The organism is Desulfovibrio sp., from assembly GCF_014803725.1.
GTDB lineage: Bacteria > Desulfobacterota > Desulfovibrionia > Desulfovibrionales > Desulfovibrionaceae > Desulfovibrio.
Window position 1 is genome coordinate 71,878 of the sequence record NZ_JAAVBE010000023.1, and the last position, 15,215, is coordinate 87,092.

Here is a 15,215-nt window from a genome sequence, read left to right on the forward strand (position 1 = left end):
TCCCCTGTTCCGTGGCCGCACAAGAAGGCCCTACACCCGGACATTGAGCAGATTGCCCACCAGCGGGGAGGCCGAGGGCCGTGCCTCGTCCGGCTCTTCGGCCTCAAGCGGCGCCCGCCGCCCCCTCCAGCGCCGGCTGCCGAACCACGACGAGCCGTGATGCCCGTCGGGCTGGATGTCCGGCCCGTCGGTCTTTTCGCTCTTTTCCACCTGCTGGCGCTCCATCCGCGCCTGTTCGGCGGCGAGCACGCGCGACATGGCGAGCGAGGCCTGGGGCGCCACGGCCGCGGCGTTGGCCACGGAGGTGGAGAGCCCGCTCTGGGCGTAGAGCACGGCCATGGTGGTGTCGATGCTCATGGAGCCCTCCGCGCGACGGCGGTTTGTTGCGGCAGCGCCTTGCCTTCACGCTCCAGACGGACTTAAGGAAGATCCGTCAACTGCAAAACCTGAACCTACTGGTTCAGGTAGCTCTCGAACAGGATGTCCTCGATCTTGCCCTGCGCCATGTAATCGTTGAGCACGCCCAAAAGGTCGGACTTGATCTGCGGGCCGTTGTGCGCGTCCATGAGGAAGGCGTTGTCCTTGCTGCGCAGGTAGTAATAGATGGCGTCGCGCAGCGAGAGCATGCGCTGGTCCATCTCGCGGCCCACGGCCGGGTCCTTGATGATGGCGGAAAATTTGCAGACAAGGAAGCGCGTGCCGTCTTCCGGCTGGTGGCTCGGCACGACGAAGGGCGCGAATTCCTTGACGATGTCGGGGGTGGACTGCGCGGCGGGCGCCGAGGGCACCACCACCACGTCCGGCTTGGGCGGTTCGGGGGGCGGCGGGGGCGGCGTGCGGAACATGAACCACCACACGGCCGCGGCTGCCACGAGCAAGATGACGCCGCCCGCGGCGGCGAGGATGAGGAACTTCTTGCGCTTGCCCTTGCCCGCGCCGGCGTCCGCCTCGTCGGGCGTGGCGGGCGCGTCGTCGCCGCGCGGCACGGGCGGGGCCGCGGGCTTCTCTTCCTCAAGAAAGGGCGCGTCGTCGAGATCCAGCTCCACCTTCTTGAGCTGGGCACCCGAGGCCGCCACTTCCACATCGAGCGGGGCCGCCTGTTTCACATCGGTCTCTGCCACCTCGTCACCCCGGGGCGGGCGCTTCATGCCGCCCGCCAAACGCGCTGGCCGCTAGGGGAAGATCTTGTCGATCTTCTGCTTGAGCGTATCGGCCGTGAAGGGCTTGACGATATAGTTGGAGACCTTCGCCTGCGCGGCCTCGATGATATTTTCCTGCTGGGCCTCGGCCGTGACCATGAGGAAGGGCGTGTCCGCGAACTGCTCGCTCGCGCGGACCTTGCGCAAAAGCTCGATGCCCGTCATCTTGGGCATGTTCCAGTCGGACACGATGAAGTCGATCTTTTCGCGGTTCAGGGTCTCCCAGGCGGTGGTGCCGTCATCGGCCTCCACCACGTTATTGAAGCCGAGCTGGCGCAGGATGTTGCGCACGATGCGGCGCATGGTGGAAAAATCGTCCACGATGAGGACGCGCATATTGGGATTGTAGGGCATGGATCTTCCCCCGCGGTTCAGAGATCTTCGGATCCGCCGTAGCGGCTGACGAACTCCCGGCGCAGGCGGTTCAGGGCCTGCGTGTGGAGCTGCGAGACGCGGCCCTCGGTGATGCCCATCACCTCGGCGGTCTCGCGCATGTTCAGTTCATCCGTATAGTAGAGCGACAGTACCAACTTTTCCCTTGGCGTCAAGCGCTCGATGAGCGGGGCCACGCGCTCGGCGAGCTCGCGCATGGCCGTGTCGCTGTAAGGCTCGCCGCCGTTTTCCACGCTGTCGCCCGAGACGCTGTCCTGAATGGCGTCGAGCGAGAGCCAGAGCTGGTTCTGCAGGGCCTCGAGGCCCTGGCGCACCTCCCGAAGCTCAAGGCCGGTGATGCGCTGGAGCTCCTCCTCGGTGGCCTGGCGGCCGTGCTCGTGCTCCACGCTGCGCATGGCCTCGTCGAGCACGCGCACGCGCTGGCGCAGCGAGCGAGGGAACCAGTCGAGACGCCTCAGCTCGTCCAGCATGGCGCCGCGGATGCGGTTCTCCGCATAGGTCTCGAAGCGGATGCCGAGCTGGGGCCGGAACTTGCCCAGCGCCTCCATGAGGCCCAGGGTGCCCGAGCTGATGAGCTCGCCGAGCTCCACGCTCTTGGGCAGCTTGGCCTTGAGCCTGAGCGCGAGGAAGCGGATCTTGGGCGCATAGTGGCGCACGATCTGTTCCTGCTCGCGGGGCGAAAAGTCTCCCCATTCTGTGGCGCCCGTCTCCAGCGATTCCCAGGGCTGGAGGACATCGGCGTGCGCAGTGCCGCTTTTCATTGCATCCTTCCCGCGTTGTGCCTCTTCATCTCCCGGCAGTCATGGCTGCCTTTGAGGTTGCCGCCTCCCCTCTGCCCGCCCGGCGGGGTGACGGCTCGGTGTCAACGTGCCCGGCGCTAGCCGAACAGGAGTTTTTTCCAGAAAAACTTGATGTTGCCGTCGGTCTGGCGCGGCGGCTCCCAGCGGGAGACCGTCTGCGCCAGGCGCTCGATGGCGAGCGCGGCCGGCCGGCCCGCCCTGTCGCCCACGCAGAGGGGCTTTTGGGCCACCACGGCCTCGCGCACCGCGGTGTCGCGCGGGATGACGCCGGCGAGGTCCAGCGAAACGCCGCCGAGGAAGTGGTCACAGGCCTGGTAGAGGCGCGAAAAGATCTCCCTGGCGCTCTTCTCGTCGTGCGCCATGTTGACGCAGACCTTGAAATGCTCCACCCCGTGCGTCTGCTTGAGCACCTTGATGAGCGCATAGGCGTCGGTGAGCGAGGTGGGCTCCGGCGTGAGCACCACAAGGCGCTCCTGCGCGGCGAGGTTGAAATAGAGCACATTGTCGCTGATGCCGGCGCCGGTGTCGACCAGAAGGCAGTCCACCTCGTCCTCCAGTTCGCCCACGGATTCCAAAAGCTCCAGCTTCTGGCCCGTGGTGAGGGCGAGCATGCCTTCGACGCCCGAGGAGGCGGGGAGGATGCTGAAGCCGTAGGGCGTTTCAAAGAGCACGTCGCGCAGGGAGGCGCCCTCGTGGAAGAGGTGGAAGAGATTTTTCTGCGGGGTCAGCCCGAGGACCACATCCACATTGGCGAGCCCCAAGTCCGCGTCGACGAGCACCACGCGCTTGCCCATGCGGGCGAGGCAGCAGGCCAGGTTGACCGAGAGGTTCGTCTTGCCGACGCCGCCCTTGCCGGAAGTGACGGACATGACCAGGGGTAGCGTGTCGCTCATAGAATGCTCCGCGTGATTGCGCTCTGACGTGCTCAGGCCGTGCGCCCGGCCAGCCTGCCGGCGGCGCGTCCCGGGGCGGGCGCCTTGGGCCGCGGGGGCGGCGCCGCATGGCCGGGGATCTGCCGCTTGAATACCAGCCGCCAGATGAGCGGCTCCGTGGCCGGGGAGAGGCTTTCCTTGAGTTCCGCCCCGTAAGACAGGGCGGAAACGGGGAGCCCCGCGCCGGCGCCCACATTGACGATGGTGCCGAAGCTCACGGCTTCGTCCAGCTTGGCCCAGACGATGCTCGCCGGGCCCTCGGCGTGGTAACGCCCGAGAAATTCCTTGGTCTGGAGGGCGTCCAGGAAGGGCGCCAGCACCAGATGGCCCGCCGCCTCGTCCACGGCCACGGCGTCGAGGCCCATGGCCTCGCGCCATTCGGCGAGCGTTTCACCGGCCGTCATGCCCGGCACGTCGATGAACACGGCGTCGGCCCCGGACGTTTGTGTGAGCGCGCGGGCCATGGTCTCGCGGTCAGGCGCCTCCAGATAGACGAAGCCGGAAAGCTCGGCCCAGTGCCGGAGCACCAGGCGGCCGTTGCCGCGCAGGCAGTCGGCGTTGATGAAGGCCACCTGAAGGCCCGCGTCATGCGCCCGCAGCTGGAGCGCGAAGCGCAGGGCCGTGGTAGTTTTGCCGGCGCCAAAGGGGCCCGTCAGAAGGTGCAGCCGCTGCGGCCATTCCGCGGCGCCCCACGGCTTCACCGGCACCATGCCGGCGAGGCATTCGAGCACCGAGGCCCCGGGGTCGGCCAAAAGCCGGTTGTACAGGCCCACGGCCACGGAATCGGCCACGCCCTCGCGCTGGAGATATTCCAGGGCCACGCGCTGGCGCGGGGTCAGGCGCTCGAGCTGGATGGCCGGCTTCATGAGGGCGTAGAGCTGATCCTTGATCTGCATCCACTCCCTGTGCCATTCGTTCCAGCCGCTCGGGGGCGTCTCGCCGCCGCCCGGCCCTTGAGCCGGCGCGCCGGGGCCCGGGCGCTCCAGCCCGGCCGTGATTTCATGGCAGACCACGCCGTTCTTGCGGTAGGTGCGGTTGCCGAGAATGACGGCATCCGGCCCCATCTCGGCCTTGACCCGCGCAAGCACTTCTTGCGACGACGCGCCGGTGAATGTCTTTACCTGCATGGTCCGCTTCCTTTGCCGCGCGGAAACCCGCGCCCGGTGCCTCCGCCGTTCCTTCGGCGGCGCACACCCAAAATATGCAAAAAAAGCGCCAGTGTAAAACGGGATTTTCCAGAGAGGCTTTTTGGGGGAGCGTCCCTTACCCGCCACGATTGACGGATATTCCGCCTCCCGTCTGGAGCGAAGCGGAAGACGGGTGCTGGTGCCGGAAGGATCCTAAAAAATAAGATTTTTAGGTTCCGGCAAGGAAGAAAAACAATTTCCGAAGGGAGTGTACTCAAGTACTCGACCGAGGAAATTTTTTTCTGACGCAGCCGGAACCTAAGCGCTAGCCGTTGGCGAGCTTGCGAGCCTTACGGATAGCGACAGCGGCTGTGTTGATTGGCTGTAGGGGTAACTAATTGCTGTCTCCATCCGTAGCTTCCTTCGTCGCAACGGCTGGAGCAAGGCTGTTTTTGACGGATAATTTCGGCATTAGATAGGCACGCAAGCAGGCGCACTCACACGCACGCGCCCACCAGGCGGGCTCTCAGCATGTCAAAAACCCGCCAGCCGGGGTACGGCTGGCGGGTTCGGGAGTGTCAGTTTTCAGGATGGGATGCTTACTCGGCGCCCACCGTGCCCACGGACTGGAGCCGGATGTCCGCCGGGATCTCGGCCTGGGAGATGACCGGGACCGTGGGCATGAAGCGCGTGATGAGCTGCGCGAGGTGCGGCCGGACCATGGGGCTCGCCAGGATGACGGGCTGCCCGTCGGTGTTGACCGCGTTCTCCACGGCCGCGCCGATGTTCTGCATGAGGCGCTGCGCCGCCGCCGGGTTGAGCGACAGGAAGGTGGCGCCGTTGTCGGTCTGGCGGATGCCCTCCTGCACCATGCGCTCGGCGTTGCCGTTCAGGGTGAGCACCGGCAGCACGCCCTGGCTGTCGAGGTAGGGGCGCACGATGGAGCGGGAGAGCTTTTCGCGCACATACTCGGCCAGCATTTCGGGGTTCTTCACGCCGCCGCCGAAGTCGCCCAGGGTCTCCACGATGGTCAGCATGTCGCGGATGCTCACGTTTTCGCGCACGAGCAGCTGGAGCACCTTCTGGACGCCGCCCAGGCTGATGGTGCCGGGCACGAGGTCCTCCACGGCCTTGGGCGAGTGCTTGGCCACCGTGTCGAGCAGCCCCTGCACGGCCTGCCGGTCGAGGAAGTCGGCGAGGTGGCGCTTGAACACTTCGGTCAAGTGGGTGGCGATGACCGTCGCCGGGTCCACCACGGTGTAGCCCGCGAGCATGGCTTCTTCGCGCTGGCTTTCCGGGATCCAGATGGCGGGCAGGTTGAAGGCCGGCTCGCGCGTCTCGATGCCGCTGATGTGGGTGGTGACGTTGCCCGGGTCCATGGCGAGGAAGTGGTCCACAAGGATCTCCGCCGAAGCCACCTGGTTGCCCTTGATGAGCAGGGAGTACTGGCCGGGCTTGAGCTGGAGGTTGTCGCGCAGGTGCAGCGACGGGATGACCACGCCCATGTCGAGGGCGAACTGCCGCCGGATGGAGCGGATGCGGGAGAGGATGTTGCCGCTCTGCTCTTCGTCCACCAGGGGGATGAGGCCGTAGCCCACCTCGAGCTCGAGGGTGTCGAGGGGCAGCAGGGCCTGCACTTCCTCGGGGGTGTCGGCAGTGGCCGGGGAGGACGCGCCGCCGCTCTTGGCCTTGGCCTTGGCGTTCTTCTTGCCATCGGCGCCCTCGGCCTCGTCCTTGGCGGAAACGCGGGACACGAGGAAGAGCAGCACCGCGAGCACGAGGAAGGGGATGGCCGGGAGGCCGGGCACCAGGGCGAACACCACGAGCACGCCGGAGACCATCTTGAGCGCCTGGCTGTTGAAGGTGAGCTGCGCCAGGAACTCTTCGCCCATCTTGGCTTCGGAAGCCGCGCGGGAAACGAGCAGGCCGGTGGCCGTGGACACGATGATCGACGGGATGGTGGAGACCAGGCCGTCGCCGATGGTCAGCAGGGAATAAGTGGTGAGCGCGGAGCTGAAGTCCATGTCCTTCTGGACCACGCCGATGATGATGCCGCCCACGATGTTGACCATGGTGATCATCATGCCCGCGTTCACGTCGCCGGAAACGAATTTACAGGCACCGTCCATGGCGCCGTAGAAGTCCGCCTCCTTGCGCATGGCCTGGCGGCGGTTGTTGGCTTCTTCCTCGTCGATGAGGCCGGCGTTGAGGTCGGCCTCGATGGCCATCTGCTTGCCCGGCATGGCGTCCAGGGTGAAGCGGGCCGCCACCTCGGCGATGCGCGTGGTGCCGGCGGTGATGACCGACTTGTTGAGGATGAACATGATCATGAAGATGACGCCGCCCACCACGTAGCTGCCGCCCACGACGAATTCGCCGAAGGAGCGGATGACGCTGCCCGCGGCTTCGACGCCGGCATCACCGTTGAGCAGGATGAGGCGCGTGGAGGCCACGTTGAGCGCCAGCCTGAGCAGGGTGGTGATGAGCAAAAGCGAGGGGAAGATGGTGAACTCGAGCGGCGAGTTCATGAACATGGTCGTCACGAGGACGAGCAGGGAAATGGATATGCTCACGCAGAGCATGATATCCATGAAGAATGTCGGCAGCGGCACCAGCATGACGAAGAGGATGACGACCACGCCCGCCGCGAGGGCAAGCTCGCCATGCTTGGAAAAGCGGCTGTAATCGAATTGAGGCAGTCCTGTCGTTGCCATTGTTTTGACACTCCCATCCGTATTTCCGGCCCGACCCCCCTTCTCCCGGCCTTCCCGCTACGCGGCCGCTCTGGGCTTGAGTTTCCAGATGCTGGCGAGCAGGGTGGCCACGGCCTTGTACAGCTCTTCGGGGATCATGTCACCGATTTCCACTGCTTTATACAAAGCTCGTGCCAAAGGTACATTTTCGCGGATGGGCACGTTGTGCTCCCGGGCCACGGCCTTGATTTTCTCGGCCAGGTGGTCGGCGCCCTTGGCGAGCACGACCGGCGCCGGGAACTCGTCGGCATTGTAGCGCAGGGCCACGGCGATGTGCGTCGGGTTGGTGACGACCACATCGGCCTTGGGCACGTCCTGGAGCATGCGCTGCATCATGACCTGCATCATCTTCTGGCGCTGCTTGTTCTTGATGACCGGGTCGCCGTCGGCCTGCTTGCGCTCGTCCTTGACCTCGTCTTTGGTCATCTTCATGCCTTCCTTGTAGGCGAAGCGCGACTGCCAGACATCGAAGGCCGTGATGGCGAGGATGGGCACGAGCGCGTAACAGGCGAGCTTGAAGGCCATCTGGAGCATATAGGCCGCCACGCCCTCGGTGGTGGCATAGTACATGGGCAGGAAGTTTTCATGCTCCTGCCAGATGATCCAGCCGGGGATGATGCAGAGGATGATGGCGAAAAGCAGGCTCTTGATGGTGCGCAGCGCCGTCTGCGGCGAGAACATCATCTGCTTGATGCCCTTGAAGATGTTGAAGCGCTGCCACTTGAACTTGAAGACCTTGGTGGTCCAGAGCTTGCCCACCTGGATGCGCTGGGCGAGGAAGCCCAGGAAGGCCAGGAAGAGAATGATGGGCATGATGATCTTGCACAGCTCGATCATCAGCTCCTGCGTCAAAACATAGACGTTCTGGGGATTGGGGTCGAATTCCCAGGAATGGACGAGAAAACGGCGGAACACGGCCTTGATGGAGTCGGCCATGGGGCCGATCCAGACCGAGAGCGCCATCATGCCGCCGGCAAGGCTCACGGCCTTGCCAAGCTCCGCAGACTTGGGAACATTGCCCTCTTCGCGCTGCTTTTTTACGCGCTTGGGCGTTGCTTCTTCTGTTCTGCTTGGGTCTTTCTGGGCTCCGAACATCCGCTCCCCCTTTCATTGACGGTAAGCCCGCATGCCGCGGGCGCCGCCGGGTGTCGCCAAGGGGATAGCAAGAAGGGTGCCAGCGATTTGAGACGCCCCGCTGGGCGCGTGGCGGCGGCTGCCCCTACACGAGGTCAGGGTCCATGGGCATGCGCTCCCAGAAGATGCGGCCCTTCTTGCGGAACTTGCGCAAAAGGACGTACACGCTCCCCGGGCCGCCGTCATGCGGCCTTGCCGTGCAAAACGCGAGCACCACGCGCTTGAACGGCTCCTGGGTGAGCCAGAGCTGGAGCTTTTCCCGCAACACGGCCTGCCCCTGCGGGGAATTGCGGCCCCGCCCCGGCACCACGAGCACCACGCGCAGACTCTTGAACCACGCGCCGCGCATGAAGTCGCGCAGGGCCTCGAATGCCTGGACGGAATTGAGGCCGTGCAGGTCGAGATGCGCCTCGGGGCTCAGACCTCCGGCGCGCAGGCGCCCCATGATGAGCGGGTCGAGCCCGACCACATGGCCTTCCAGATACTCGTCGGAGTGGGAGACGGCGAATTCCAGCGTGCCTTCCATGAGCTCGCGAAAGCTGAGCCCGCTTGCCGGGGGCGGCGTGGCCGTTTCCGTCACGGGCGCCACCTCGCGGCCGCGCCCGGCGAGCGGCCGGGCATCGCCCATGGCGCGCAAAAAGGCCGCGCTCTCCTCGTCTTCAGCAGGGGCCCGGGGCTCGGGCGCCCTGTCCACGCTCTCCGCAAGCGGAGCGGCGGCCGCGGCCGCAGCCTGCGCCTGTTGCGCGCGGGCGCGGCGCCGCTTTTTCGGGCTCGACACCTCGTCCAGGGCGCCCGTGTCCGCCAGGCGAAAGCCGCCCCGAGCGCCGGTCTCCGCAGGTTTCACGCGGCTCATGGCGGCCATGAACAACGCCGCATCCTCGGGGTCGGTGTCCTCGGGCGCCACAGCTTTGGCCCGGGAGGCCTTGGGCGTGCGAACCGTAGGGCCGGCCGCCGCACCAGCCTTCCCGCCCGCGCCCTGCCCCCTCTTGGCGGGATAGCGCGCCGCATCGAGCTTGCGGAAAGGATTGTCGGAAAATTCGTCAGTGTCGGACATCATGTCTCCCCTCTCCCCCCTTCCTGGCCCATGAAAAAAGCCGCGGCAATGCCACGGCTTTTTCTTGGCTGAAATGGTTGGGCCTAGGGCTTTTGCGGGGCCGTTGTGCCGGCTGCCGCGTCTTGCGCGGGTTTTTCAGCCGGGGCTGCGCCCGCGGCAGGGGCCTTGGCGTCAGGAGTCTTGGCGTCAGGAGCCTTGGGGGCTGCCGCTTCAGGCGCGGCCGGGGCCGTGTGCGCCGGGGCCTCGGGCTCCTCGATCTTCACGTTGAGGATGGTGGACTCGTTGCTGGGCCGGGCGCTCGTCACATAGGTATAGCTCAGGGACGTGATGACAAAGATGATGGCCATGAGCGTCGTGAGCTTGGCGAGGATGCCGCCGGCCCCGCTGCTGCCGAAGACCGAGGTGTTGCCGCCGCCAAAGATGACGCCCATGCCCTCCTTGCCCGACTGGAGCAGGATGAGGATGACGAGCAGGACGCAGACAATGATATGCAGTGTGAGAATAAGGGTCTGCACAAATTCCTCCCGGCCCGCGGCACGACCGGCCAGTACCATGACGGGCCGGGGCCATGCCGCGGGGCGCGCCGGCACCCGCGCTTTGGCAGGTCACGCGCCCAGAATCTGGAGAAAGCTCTTGGCTTCCAAAGAAGCGCCTCCTACCAGAAGACCGTCCACGTTGTCAAGGTTAATGAGCGCGCCGGCGTTGTCGGGCTTGACGCTGCCGCCGTAGAGGATGGGCAGGTCCTGCGCGGCCACGCCGAGGATATTGGTGAGGATGTTGCGCGTGACGAGGTGCGCGTCCAGCACTTCCGCCGGGCCCGCCACCTTGCCCGTGCCGATGGCCCACACAGGCTCGTAGGCGATGGCGAAGCTCCCGGCGAGCTTGGCGCGCAGGGTGGCGTCCATGGGCTCGATGGCGGTCTTGAGCTGGCGCTCGAGCACATCGTGCAACTGCCCGGCCTCGCGCTCCTCAAGGGTCTCGCCCACGCAGAGCATGACCTTGAAGCCTTTTTCGAGGCCATAGGCCGTCTTGCGGGCCACCAGGGCGTCGGATTCGTCAAAAATGTGACGGCGCTCGGAATGGCCGGTGAGCAGCCACTGGCCGCCGGCGTCGCGCACCATGGCCGGCGAGATCTCGCCGGTGAAGGCGCCCTGCTCCTCGGGGTAGAAGTTCTGGGCGCCCACCTCAAGGTTTTTCACCCCGGCCACGGCGTCGGCCACCACGGCGAGGTCGGTGAAGGGCGCGAACACCACGGCGAGGCGCTCGAGGGGCGTTCCGCCCTTGAGGGCCAGCGCCAGTTCCGCGGCCGTCTCTCCAGCCTGCGGGCGGATCTTGTGCATCTTCCAGTTGGCGGCGATGATCTTCTGCATGGGGCTCTCCTTTGTGACCTGATGGGGCGCGCGCCTCAGGCCGGGGCGCGGGCCGCTGGTTCGGCAAGGGGGCATTCGAGCACGAGGGCGTCCTCGCCCGTATCCGCATAATAGCGGCGGCGGCGCCCGGTCGCGCTAAAGCCGCTCGCCCGGTAGAGGGCCAGCGCCGGGGCGTTGCCCTCGCGCACCTCGAGAATCGCTTTTTGCATACCCATTTTGCGCCCGGCTTGCAAGGCCAGCAGGAGCAGACGACGCCCGCAGCCCCGGCGCCGCGCGGCCGGCTCCACCGCGAGATTGAGTATTTCCAGTTCCCCGCAAGGGGCGTAGGATGGGTGGGCCGACGCGCCGATGTGATAGAGGGAGATATAGGCCAAAAGGCGCGGCCCGCTCCAGAGGCCGAAGGCCGCGAAGGCCGGCTGGCCGAAGGCGGCGCGGCATTGCTCCTCGCTCCACGGGAGCGTGAAGCAGCGGCGCTCCAGCTCCCACACGGCGCGGGCGCTCGCCGCGTCAAGCCGCCGCGCGTCAAGCTCCGCCGCGGTTTTTGCCGTTTCTTCAGGAGAAACCATGTCCCAGAGCTCCCCTTTGCCGCCTCTCCGTCTGCCGCCGCAGTCCCCGGGCCCCACGCTGCGGGAGGTGGTGGACGTGGCCGACCGCCCGCTCTGCCTGCTGCCGGAAGCCGTGCTCCTCAGACAGGGCTTGCGCCACCGCGCGGTCGCCCTCATCCTGCGCGACACCTCGGGCCGCGCGCTCCTCAGGCCGGGCGCGGACGGCTGGGACTTTTCCTCCCGGGCGCTCCCTCAGGCCATGGAGGCCACGGAAGATTGCTGCCAGCGGCTCCTTGAGACGGAATGGAACCTCGCCGGCCTCGCTCCGCGCGTGCTCCGCCGGGTGGACGCCTGCGCCGACACCGGCATGGCCTTCTTGACCATTTTCACGGCGCGCATCCCTGCGGCGACTGCCCGGGAAATGGCGCTTCCCGGCGTGCTCGCGCCGGATGGCCTGCCCCTGGTGGACGCGGTGGAGCTTGCGGGCCTCGCGGAGCAGGACCCGCCCATCCTCGCGCCGCTTTTGCGCCACGCCGTGCGCGCCGGATGGCTCACGGAGCAGCGAGTGGAAAGCTGAGCGCGGCTTTCTCTGAAGTTGGTGCTACGGTGCTGCGCCTGCTTGCGTGCCTATCTAATGCCGAAATTATCCGTCAAAAACAGCCTTTTTGCTGCTTGCTGCGTCAGAAAAAAATTTCCTCGGTCGAGTACTTGAGTACACTCCCTTCGGAAATTATTTTCTTCCTTGCAAGCAGCAAAAAATCTTATTTTTTAGGATTCTTCCGGCACCAGCACCCGTCTTCCGCTTCGCTCCAGACGGACGATGGAATAGTCCTCACTCCGAGATATAACTGCGCAAAAAGCTACATACGCTCCACCGTCGGCCCCAACAGCGCCACCATGGGCTGATGCAGGGGGCCATTCGTCGCCAGCAGGGCATCGCCGAAGCGGAAGGGCGCGCCGTCAAGGCCGCTTACCGAGCCCCCGGCCTCCTCGACCAGGAGCCAGCCCGCGGCGAGGTCCCAGGGCTTGAGCCAGTCTTCATAAAATACGTCCAGCCGCCCCGCGGCCACGAAGGCGAGGTCCAGCGCGGCCGAGCCCAGGCGCCGGATGCCCTGCGTGGCCGGGAGCACCCGCGCGAGCCGCTCGAGCACGAGCTCGAGCCGCCCCGCAAGCTCGTAGGGAAAGCCCGTGCAGGCCAGCGCATCCGTGAGCGCCGCCGCGCGGGACACGGCGATGCGCCGCCCGTTGAGGAAGGCCCCCTCCCCGCGCAGGGCCGAGAAGCATTCGCCCTCCGGCCCGAGCATGGGCCCGTTCACCACGCCGAGCTGCACCGCGCCATCCGCCCACAGGGCCACGGAAGTGCTCACCTGCCCAAGCCGGTGCACGAAGTTGGTGGTGCCGTCCACCGGATCGATGATCCAGCAGGGGCCGGAGTCCGCGGCAGGCCCCTCGGGCGCGCTGCTCTCCTCGGCGAGAAAGGCCGAGCCGGGCAAAAGCCGCGCCAGCCCCTCCTTGAGGAAGGCCTCCACGGCGAGGTCCGTATCCGTCACAAGGTCGACGGCGCCCTTGTGCGTGACCTGGCTTGGGGCCGCCCAGCGCTCGCGGATCATGGCGCCCGCCTGGCGCACGAGGCGCACACATCCCTCAAGCAGTGCGGCCGCGTCGCGGCCTGCGATCTCCTTCATGCCGGAACCCTGCCGATTTCAGTTGATAAAGACGGACGCAAAGCCCTTGCGGTCGGCCATGGCGCGGGCGGTGCCGCGCAGCACCGTGGTGAGGGGGTCGGTATCCACAAAGACGCGCAGCCGGGTCTCGCGGGCGAGGTATTGATCCAGCCCCTTGAGCAGCGCCCCGCCGCCGGCGAGCAAAAGGCCGTTGCGGCTCACGTCCGCGGCGAGCTCGGGGGGTGTGGCCTCCAGCGCGCGGAGCACCGTGTCGCGCACGGCCTGGAGCGGTTCGGCCAGCGCCTCGCGGATATGGCCCTCGCTCACGGTGACGGCGCGGGGACGCCCCTGCACGAGGTCCTTGCCGGACACCTCGAGTACGGGCGCGTCCGGCTGCGGCCACGCGGAACCCAGGAGGATCTTGACGTTCTCCGCGGTGTTCTCGCCCACTTCCATGCGGAAGACCTCGCGCAGGTAGCGCTGCACGGCGTGGGTCATGGCGTCGCCCGCCACGCGCACGGACTGCGCCGCGGCCACGCCGCCGAGCGAGATGACCGCCACTTCGCTCGTGCCGCCGCCGATGTCGAGCACCATGTTGCCCACGGGCTCCCGGATGGGGAGGTCGGCGCCGAGCGCCGCGGCCATGGGCTCCTCGATGAGGGAGATGTCCTCCGCGCCGGCGAGCTGCGCCGCGTCGATGACCGCGCGCTTCTCCACCTGGGTCACGCCCGAGGGTACGCAGATGACCATGGAGGGGCGCACCAGCCGCCAGCCGTCGATGGCCTTGCGCACGAAGTGGGAGATCATGGCGCGGGTCACGTCAAAATCGGCGATGACGCCGTTCTGCATGGGCCTCACCGCGCGGATGGCCGCGGGCGTGCGCCCAACATAGCCGCGCGCCTGCGTGCCCACGGCGAGCACGGCGCCCGTGCGGGCGTCCAGCGCCACCACCGAGGGCTCATTGACCACGATGCCATGCTTTTTGGTGGCCAACAGGGTGTTGGCCGTGCCCAGGTCCATGGCGATGTCGGTGGCGAAGAGCCGCAGGAAACGGCGCGGGAACATGGTCAGCGTTCTTCGCGGGGGGGCGCCGGCGCGAGGTCGGGGTCAAAGACGCGGCCGCCGTCGCTCTCCACGGTGGCCTTGGGCAACAGGGCCTTGAGCCGCGTGCGGAGATAGAGATTTTCGAGGAAAAGGCCGAGATGGTCCACGGCCTGCCTGACGAAGCTGCGCAGGCCCTCGTCGATGCTGCCCGCGCCGGTGCGCGCGAGGCAGAGCACGCCGCGGGCGGTCTTGTGCACCATCACCGGCATGCAGATGGCCGTCCTGAATTCCGGGGCCCCCTCCACCTTGCCGAAGAGCGCCGTGGGGGCCGCGGCTGCCTCGTCATCCACAAAGACGGGCTGCTCGTCGCGGAACGCCCAGCCCACGAGGCCCGCGCCCAGGGGCCGGCAGGCCGGGGCGCCGTCCTTGAGGAGGAGCGGCCGGGATTCGGCCTCCACGCAATAGTGGTCGCCCCCCGGGTCCAGCGAGGCGAAGGCGCAATACTCGAAGCCAGTGGCGTCGCGCATGGTGAGCAGAAAATTCTCGAGAAAGACCGGCCAGCGCCTGTAGCGGAAGCGCAGATCCTGGATGACGCCGAGCTCGGCGAAATAGCGCGGGATGTCGCCCGCGAGGTCGTCTCCGGGGAGATTGGTCTCAAGGCGCGCGATGAGCTCGGCGAAGAGCTGGAGGAGCTTGGCGTCCTTGTCGGAGAAGGAATACTGCCGCTTGCTGTCCACGCACAGCACGCCCCCCGTGGGTACCGGGCAGCCCATGAAAGCCTTGATGCCGGTCTCCGCTCCGTCTTCGTAATAGCCGAGATTGCTGGGCCTCTGGTCGAAATGCGGCAGCAGAAGCGGCTGGCGGTTGCGGATGATCCAGCCCACGAGGCCCGCGCCCGGGCGGATGACGGCATCCTCATGGATGCTGTCCCCGAGGCTGAAGGCCGCGGAAAGCCGGCAGGCGTCGTCGATCTCTTCCGGCAGGAAGAGCACGGCGGAATGCGCGTCAAAAACGCTGCAAATGATGCAGAGGACTTGCTGTTCGAGGGAGGTGGCGTTCATGGCGCGGCGGGGTTGGAGGTGGCGGGCGCGTGGCCCGGGGGCGCACCCCTTTTTTGTAGCAAAGCGGCCGGCCGGCCGCAACCGCTTTCCCCCGCGCGCCGCAGGAGGAGACGGCCGGGGCGCCCCGGCACTGGAACTT

Annotated in this window: 16 protein-coding genes; 1 reads left to right on the forward strand and 15 read right to left on the reverse strand. The window is 66.8% G+C overall.

The features are described from left to right. Positions 1-30: 30 nt before the first annotated feature. The 12 genes from HDR50_RS08685 to rimI form a co-directional block, all read right to left on the reverse strand. A complete protein-coding gene (locus HDR50_RS08685) occupies positions 31-357 on the reverse strand; it encodes a hypothetical protein (RefSeq protein WP_291357736.1) in 327 nt (108 codons plus the stop codon). A 95-nt stretch (positions 358-452) separates the two neighbouring features. Continuing rightward, positions 453-1,148, reverse strand: coding sequence for a flagellar basal body-associated FliL family protein (locus HDR50_RS08690; protein ID WP_291357737.1), 696 nt, complete (start codon positions 1,146-1,148; stop codon positions 453-455). 24 nt (positions 1,149-1,172) lie between these two features. Next, the gene (locus tag HDR50_RS08695) at positions 1,173-1,553 is read right to left on the reverse strand and encodes a chemotaxis response regulator CheY (RefSeq protein WP_165079344.1); all 381 of its coding nucleotides are present in this window, start codon (positions 1,551-1,553) and stop codon (positions 1,173-1,175) included. Between the two features lie 17 nt (positions 1,554-1,570). Beyond that, complete coding sequence (locus HDR50_RS08700) at positions 1,571-2,353, reverse strand: FliA/WhiG family RNA polymerase sigma factor (RefSeq protein ID WP_291357738.1); 783 nt, start codon at positions 2,351-2,353, stop codon at positions 1,571-1,573. 116 nt (positions 2,354-2,469) lie between these two features. Beyond that, positions 2,470-3,285 (reverse strand): MinD/ParA family protein, encoded by an 816-nt coding sequence (locus tag HDR50_RS08705; protein WP_165079342.1) that lies wholly within the window; start codon positions 3,283-3,285, stop codon positions 2,470-2,472. Positions 3,286-3,317: 32 nt separating this feature from the next. Further along, on the reverse strand, positions 3,318-4,451 hold the full coding sequence (locus HDR50_RS08710; protein ID WP_291357739.1) for a flagellar biosynthesis protein FlhF: 1,134 nt from the start codon (positions 4,449-4,451) through the stop codon (positions 3,318-3,320). Between the two features lie 599 nt (positions 4,452-5,050). Continuing rightward, positions 5,051-7,165 (reverse strand): flagellar biosynthesis protein FlhA, encoded by a 2,115-nt coding sequence (flhA, locus tag HDR50_RS08715; RefSeq protein ID WP_291357740.1) that lies wholly within the window; start codon positions 7,163-7,165, stop codon positions 5,051-5,053. Positions 7,166-7,222: 57 nt separating this feature from the next. Beyond that, a complete protein-coding gene (gene flhB, locus HDR50_RS08720) occupies positions 7,223-8,299 on the reverse strand; it encodes a flagellar biosynthesis protein FlhB (protein ID WP_291357741.1) in 1,077 nt (358 codons plus the stop codon). Between the two features lie 124 nt (positions 8,300-8,423). Then, a complete protein-coding gene (locus tag HDR50_RS08725) occupies positions 8,424-9,392 on the reverse strand; it encodes a Smr/MutS family protein (protein ID WP_291357742.1) in 969 nt (322 codons plus the stop codon). An 83-nt stretch (positions 9,393-9,475) separates the two neighbouring features. Beyond that, on the reverse strand, positions 9,476-9,907 hold the full coding sequence (secG, locus tag HDR50_RS08730) for a preprotein translocase subunit SecG (RefSeq protein ID WP_291357743.1): 432 nt from the start codon (positions 9,905-9,907) through the stop codon (positions 9,476-9,478). Between the two features lie 90 nt (positions 9,908-9,997). Next, the gene (gene tpiA / locus HDR50_RS08735) at positions 9,998-10,762 is read right to left on the reverse strand and encodes a triose-phosphate isomerase (protein ID WP_291357744.1); all 765 of its coding nucleotides are present in this window, start codon (positions 10,760-10,762) and stop codon (positions 9,998-10,000) included. A 35-nt stretch (positions 10,763-10,797) separates the two neighbouring features. Next, positions 10,798-11,328, reverse strand: coding sequence for a ribosomal protein S18-alanine N-acetyltransferase (gene rimI, locus HDR50_RS08740; RefSeq protein WP_291357745.1), 531 nt, complete (start codon positions 11,326-11,328; stop codon positions 10,798-10,800). Between rimI and HDR50_RS08745 the strand changes: the two genes are divergently transcribed. Continuing rightward, positions 11,327-11,884: an NUDIX hydrolase gene (locus HDR50_RS08745; protein ID WP_291357746.1), complete on the forward strand. Its 558-nt coding sequence runs from the start codon at positions 11,327-11,329 to the stop codon at positions 11,882-11,884. The two genes, rimI and HDR50_RS08745, sit on opposite strands and share 2 nt — an antisense overlap. A 283-nt stretch (positions 11,885-12,167) precedes the next feature. Here the strand turns inward: HDR50_RS08745 and HDR50_RS08750 are convergent, their stop codons facing one another. Genes HDR50_RS08750 through HDR50_RS08760 form a run of 3 tightly spaced genes read right to left on the reverse strand, consistent with a single transcriptional unit; the run spans position 12,168 to position 15,076 of the window. Continuing rightward, complete coding sequence (locus HDR50_RS08750) at positions 12,168-12,992, reverse strand: inositol monophosphatase family protein (RefSeq protein ID WP_291357747.1); 825 nt, start codon at positions 12,990-12,992, stop codon at positions 12,168-12,170. Between the two features lie 18 nt (positions 12,993-13,010). Then, positions 13,011-14,036, reverse strand: a complete 1,026-nt coding sequence (locus tag HDR50_RS08755; protein WP_291357748.1) for a rod shape-determining protein — start codon at positions 14,034-14,036, stop codon at positions 13,011-13,013. Between the two features lie 2 nt (positions 14,037-14,038). Beyond that, positions 14,039-15,076 (reverse strand): GAF domain-containing protein, encoded by a 1,038-nt coding sequence (locus tag HDR50_RS08760; protein WP_291357749.1) that lies wholly within the window; start codon positions 15,074-15,076, stop codon positions 14,039-14,041. Between the last annotated feature and the right edge of the window lie 139 nt (positions 15,077-15,215).